Genomic DNA, 5,387 nt, shown 5'->3' with positions numbered 1-5,387 from the left:
GCCCCGGCATGATGGGCTATGGCCAGGGCGGCATGGGCCCGGGCATGATGGGCTATGGCCAGGGCGGCATGGGCCCGGGCATGATGATGGGCGGTATGGGCTACGGCATGATGCAGATCCTCGAGCCCGAGCAGCGAAGCGAGATGCGCGAGCTGATGCAGCAGCACCGTCCCGATCAGTTCGAACGCATGGGACAAATGATGGACCTGCGCATGGCGCTTATGGAGGAGATGCACGCCGAGGCGCCCGACCCCGAAGAAGTGAAAGCTCTTCATGGCCAGATGGCCAAGCTGCAGGGCGAGATGATGAGTGAGATGGTGCGCATGCGTAACGCCATGCTCGATTTGCTGAGCGACGAGCAGCGTGAACAATTGAGACAGGGCGCCTCTTTTCGCAAAAGCCCGCAATAAACCTGGTGCCCGCCTGTTGGCGGGCACCCTCGCCCATTCCGGCCTCTCCTGCGCTGGATCAATATGGCCACTCACCCAGCAGGCGCAGGATGATGCAGCGATGACGAGGAAGTCGCCATGAACGCTCGGGCCAGACAACCGCATCTCACCCGAGGAGGACGCCTAATGGCGTTGCTGCTCGCGGTGCTGCTGTCGGTAACCAGCCTGGCCGGCCATGCGGCCATGGACGCCTGCGCTACCGACTGCACGGCAACCCAGGTCGAGATGATCGATCATGCCGATGCGGACTGTAGCGCCTGTGCGACCATGGCCGAGTCTCCCCTCGTCGCCAACGCACACCCTGACACCTTGGTCGGCATATCCAGTCCGGCCGTGGTCGAATACATCCCCCTGCCACCGCGGCAACCTCCCAGACCCTGACCGTGCATCCAGCACCTCCGTGGCGCTGGCCACCCGCCCGCCACCAGATTTCCCTGCACCTTCGTCAGGAGTTACACCATGTTGACCACCGACTGCTTCGCCCTGATGGGCTCAATGGGCTGGATGGGCTGGCTGATGCCGCTGGCCGTCCTGCTGCTGCTGGGCCTGGGCATCGCCTCACTCGTCAAATACCTCGCATCCTCCCGTCACTCCCACCAGGACGACCGCTCATGAATCGCACAACAACGTCCATGTTGCTCGCCGGTACCTTGCTGTTCGGGGCCACCACTGCCCAGGCCGCCCTGCCGGCCGAGGCCACCCTCTACAAGAATCCTCAATGCGGCTGCTGTGATGGCTATGCCAGACATCTCGAAGAGATGGGCATCACGGTCACCGTCATCGACGACAGAAATCTCGGCCAAGTCAAGGAAGCCGCGGGACTCCCTTACGGACTCGGCTCCTGCCACACCATCGAGATGGGCGAGTACGTGATCGAGGGCCATGTGCCAATGGCAGCGGTGAAAAAGCTGTTCGAGGAACAACCGGATATCGATGGCATCGGCCTGGCTGGCATGCCCCTCGGCACACCCGGTATGCCCGGTCCTCAGCAGGCGCCCTACGAGGTCTACCAGTTCAACAACCGACAGGACGCTGCCTTCATGACGCTCTGAGGACGCATCCGACTCACCTCGCGGAAGGGGTCGCCCCGGCACGTGCCGGGGCGATTCAGGCGTCTCACTCAATCCCCGGGAAGACCCGCCGGGCCCCCCGGGCGGGCAAGAATTGCAGGACCTGATTGGCGACCTCACGCCTCAGCGGTGACCCGCCGCTGGCGCCGCGCGCGCTGCACCATGCGATAGCGAGAGCGAATCTCGTCACGCTCCATGTAACAGCCCTGCAGCCAGCGGTGGCCGCTGGCGCCCTCGAAAGCGTCGCGGGCGTGGAGCAGCCGGCGGTTGTCGAAGATCACCAGGTCGCCGGGCCGGTAGGTAAAGCGGATGGCGAACTCGGGCTCATGCAACATGCGCTGCAGCGTCATCAGCGCCTCATAGGCCGGCTCCACGTCCTCGAAGGCGGTCTGAAGCGGGCCACGCAGGAAGTCGGCGATGCGCACCTCGAGCAGCTCGCCGCGCTCGTCGAGACGGATCATCGGCGAGAACCAGACGTAGTCGGTGGTCTTTGCGGTATTGGCGTAGCACCAGCGCACCCGGGTCAGGGTGGCGAAGGCCTCGGGGTCGCGTTCGTGCAGTGCCTCGGCCACGGCGAAGCCGTCGAGCATCACCGCCTCGCCGCCGTCCACGCTGTTCTCCAGGCAGTGCAGCATCTGCAGGCCCGGTTGATATTCGCGGGTTGGCAGATCGACATGGGGCGGCAGGGCGATGGAGGTGTAGGCGTTGGAGTCCGGGTCCGGCTTGGCCTTGACGTTGAACAACAGGCCGAAGTTGGTGGGGCGCACCGGCCCGATGCGCCGGGCGATGACCTCCAGCGAGCCGGGGTCGGTAGGCAGGCCGCGCAGACGCACCAGCCCCTTGCCCAGTACGCTTTCCAGGGCCGGGGCGAGGATCGCCTCCTCGGCCTCGTCACCCGCCTCGGTATCGAGCAGACCCGTGGCATCGAGGCTGTCCGGACCCTCCTCGGCACCACCCTGCCAAGTGGTCACCGGCACCAACGGCGCCCCCGGATCAGCGGCGTTGTCATAGTCGTGGGCGCGCAGCCAACCGGGGTGGAAACGCAGACGGCGATCCTCCGTGACGAAGTCCACACACAGCGCACCGGCGTCATCGATCTCGGCACCGACGACCTCCGGCCAGCCGGACAGGGTGGAAAGGTCGAGGATGCGCTCGCGGGTCGCCGGGTTCACGGTGGTCTCGTCGGCGGCGTTCTCGCGCAGCCAGATGCCGTGATAGCGGCTTTCCCGCCCGTCACTCCAGCACACCGTCACCCGGCGGGGTGTGAAGGATACCGTCTCGAGCTCGGCCTCGATGGGCCAGGCATCGTAGTCGGGCGTCGGGGGAAGTGCGGTGGTCATGGTGGCCTCCTTGGCGTTTTCGCAACGCCGTCTAGAGTGCCAGTGCCGGGGCAGCGACTCGCGGCAGGATTCGACGTCGACTATGCACGATTCGACAGCGCCTCCCGGCGCAGCCGACTGGGCGTCATGCCATGGCGGCGCCGGAAGGCGCGAGAGAAACTGGAGGCGGAAGCGAAGCCACAGGCCAGGGCAATCTCCATGACGCTGTGCGGTGTCTCGCGCAGCAACCGATGGGCATGGTCCAGGCGTCGGGCCAGATAGGCCTGCTGGGGGGAGATATCCAGGTGGCGAGCGAAGAGCCGGTCGAGGCGGCGCCAGGAGATGCCGAGCTCACCGGCCAGCTCGCCGATGCCCAGTGGTGACTCCAGGTTGGCCTCCATCAGGGTGATACTGCGCTGCAGCAGCGGCTCCCGGAAAATCACCGGGTCGCGCTGACGGCTGGCCGGTCGGCGGCCCTGGTCGTGGATCAGCTGGTCGCGCACCCGGGCGGCCAGGTCGTCGCCATGGCGGCGTCGAATCAGGTCGAGGCTCATGTCGATGGCAGCGCTGCCGCCGGCACAGGAGAAACCCTCGGCGGTAACCTCGTAGATCGACTCCACGGCGTCGACACGTGGAAACCGGGCTCGGAAGTCGGGCAGGCACTCCCAGTGCAGGGTCACCGTCTGGTCATCGAGCAGCCCGGCGGCAGCCAGCGCATAGCAGCCGGTATCCATGCCGCCCAGCAGGCAGCCGGCCGCGGCGCGTTCGCGCAACCAGGCGGTCAGTTCGTCATCGATGCTGTTCTCGGGCTCGAAGCTGGCGCATACCGCCAGGCTCGGCACCCGAGGCACTTCGTGGAGGGCGCAACTGGCGGCCAGGGTCATGCCGTTGGAGGCCACCACCGGCTCGCCGTCGCGGCTGACCAGATCCCATTCGAACAGCGTCCGGCCACCGATGCGATTGGCGATGCGCAGCGGCTCGATGGCCGAGAAGAAGGCCACCATGGCGAAGCGCGGCAGAAGCAGAAAGCCGATGCGCTCAGGGGAGGTGTCAGGAGGCTGGAGTCTCATGATGCGGGGCAGGATACACCACGAGCCGCCCACAGGGGACGGCCCACATCGCTGCGGGCGACTCGTTCAGCGGCGGATGCCGATGGTGCGCCCGACAAGCGCCGGCCAGGCACTGCGCTCGGCATGGGGCAGCGCGTCGAGAGCGGCCTCGACGGGGGCTGGAAAGGGCGCGGGACGACCACTCTCCTGGCTCATGCCCATCAGCATCTGCTCGCTGGTGGCCAGCAGGTTATTGTTTTCGTCGAGCAACTCGAAGAAGACGTGCAGCCGCTTGGCGTCGCGATCCAGCAGGGTCAGGGTCACCTCGAGCGGCTGTCCCTCGTGGGCCTCGCGGTGGTAGCAGAGGTGGGTCTCCAGGGTGAAGATCGTGTAACCGTGCTGCGCGCGGCCGGCATCATCCAGGCCGAGCCGATCCATCAGCGCTTCCACCGCCAGGGAGAACACCCTGGCGTATTCGGCATCGTTCATGTGGCCGTTGTAGTCAACCCACGCCGGGACGACACGGCTCTCCATAACCACCATCAGATGCGTCCCTCCAGGCCCTCGGCCTCGGGCCAGTACTTCTGCACCAGGTCGAGCAGCTCGACCAGGAAGTCGTCGCGGCGGCGGTCGAGCTCGGCCACGCTGCGGCCGGCAGCCTGATGCCCGCAGCCCTCGACCACCTTGTCGATCAGTTCATCGGTGAGGTCGGGAGCCTCGAGCTTGGTCCAGGGCAGCTTCAGTGCCGGACCGAACTGTTCGAGCATATGGCGCATGCCCGGCTCGCCGCCGGCCAGGTGGAAGGTCAGGAAGGTACCCATCAGCGACCAGCGCAGGCCACAGCCGTAGACAACGGCGGCATCGATCTCCTCGGTGGTGGCCACGCCGTCGTTGACCAGGTGCAGCGCCTCGCGCCACAGCGCCTCCATCAGGCGGTCGGCGATATGCCCCTCGATCTCCCGGCGCACCACCAGCGGGCGCATGGCCAGCGCCTGGTAGAGGACCTGGGCACGCTCGATCTGCTCTGGCTCGGTGGCCTGGCCGCCCACCAGCTCCACCAGCGGTAGCAGGTAGACCGGGTTGAAGGGGTGGGCGACGATCACCCGCCCCGGCGCCCGGGTGCAGTCCTGCTGCAAGTCGCTGGGCTTGAAGCCGGAGGTAGAGGAGCCAATGACCACGCCCTCGGCGGCGCTGGCGTCCAGGGCGGCGAGGATCTCCTGCTTGAGCGGCAGGCGCTCCGGCACGTTCTCCTGAATCAGGTCGGCATCCTCGACAGCCTCCTCCAGGCTATTCACGAAGGTGAGCCGCTCGGGACTGGCGCCCTCGGCCAGGCCCAGGCGCTCGAGGGAGCCCCAGGCGTTGTCGACGAAGGTGCGGGTGCGGGCCGGGGCCTCGGGGTCGGGATCGAAGGCCACCACGTCCCAGCCGCGACCCAGGGCGCGGGCGATCCAGCCATTGCCGATCACCCCGGTACCGATCACGCTCAGTTGGCGGCTCATG

Annotated in this window: 8 protein-coding genes; 4 read left to right on the top strand and 4 right to left on the bottom strand. The window is 66.9% G+C overall.

Annotated elements, in window-relative coordinates:
• From RI841_RS04340 to RI841_RS04325, 4 genes are all read left to right on the top strand, one after another.
• On the top strand, positions 1-410 hold a 410-nt coding region (locus RI841_RS04340), incomplete at its 5' end, for a periplasmic heavy metal sensor (RefSeq protein WP_310704350.1).
• A 165-nt stretch (positions 411-575) separates the two neighbouring features.
• The gene (locus RI841_RS04335) at positions 576-830 is read left to right on the top strand and encodes a hypothetical protein (protein ID WP_310704349.1); all 255 of its coding nucleotides are present in this window, start codon (positions 576-578) and stop codon (positions 828-830) included.
• A gap of 78 nt (positions 831-908) precedes the next feature.
• Entirely contained in the window at positions 909-1,064 is a 156-nt protein-coding gene (locus RI841_RS04330; RefSeq protein WP_310704348.1) for a hypothetical protein, read from the top strand.
• Positions 1,061-1,501 carry a DUF411 domain-containing protein gene (locus tag RI841_RS04325; protein WP_310704347.1) on the top strand — a complete coding sequence of 147 codons (441 nt, stop codon included), beginning with the start codon at positions 1,061-1,063 and terminating at the stop codon, positions 1,499-1,501. Before RI841_RS04330 ends, RI841_RS04325 begins: the two co-directional genes overlap by 4 nt.
• Before the next feature lie 134 nt (positions 1,502-1,635).
• On the opposite strand, the gene RI841_RS04320 is transcribed toward RI841_RS04325, so the two are convergent.
• The 4 genes from RI841_RS04320 to RI841_RS04305 all read right to left on the bottom strand — a co-directional run bounded on the left by RI841_RS04320 (position 1,636) and on the right by RI841_RS04305 (position 5,386).
• Positions 1,636-2,859 carry a TauD/TfdA family dioxygenase gene (locus RI841_RS04320; RefSeq protein WP_310704346.1) on the bottom strand — a complete coding sequence of 408 codons (1,224 nt, stop codon included), beginning with the start codon at positions 2,857-2,859 and terminating at the stop codon, positions 1,636-1,638.
• A gap of 80 nt (positions 2,860-2,939) precedes the next feature.
• Positions 2,940-3,908, bottom strand: coding sequence for a GlxA family transcriptional regulator (locus RI841_RS04315; protein WP_310704345.1), 969 nt, complete (start codon positions 3,906-3,908; stop codon positions 2,940-2,942).
• 66 nt (positions 3,909-3,974) lie between these two features.
• Positions 3,975-4,430, bottom strand: a complete 456-nt coding sequence (locus tag RI841_RS04310) for a thioesterase family protein (protein ID WP_310704344.1) — start codon at positions 4,428-4,430, stop codon at positions 3,975-3,977.
• Complete coding sequence (locus tag RI841_RS04305; RefSeq protein ID WP_310704343.1) at positions 4,430-5,386, bottom strand: L-carnitine dehydrogenase; 957 nt, start codon at positions 5,384-5,386, stop codon at positions 4,430-4,432. The genes RI841_RS04310 and RI841_RS04305 overlap by 1 nt, the downstream gene beginning before the upstream one ends.
• Position 5,387 lies beyond the last annotated feature (1 nt).

It is taken from the genome of Halomonas sp. (assembly GCF_031581305.1).
In the GTDB taxonomy this organism is placed as follows: Bacteria; Pseudomonadota; Gammaproteobacteria; order Pseudomonadales; family Halomonadaceae; genus Halomonas.
Note: the sequence above shows the minus strand (reverse complement) of the source record. Positions and strands in the feature narration are given on the sequence as shown.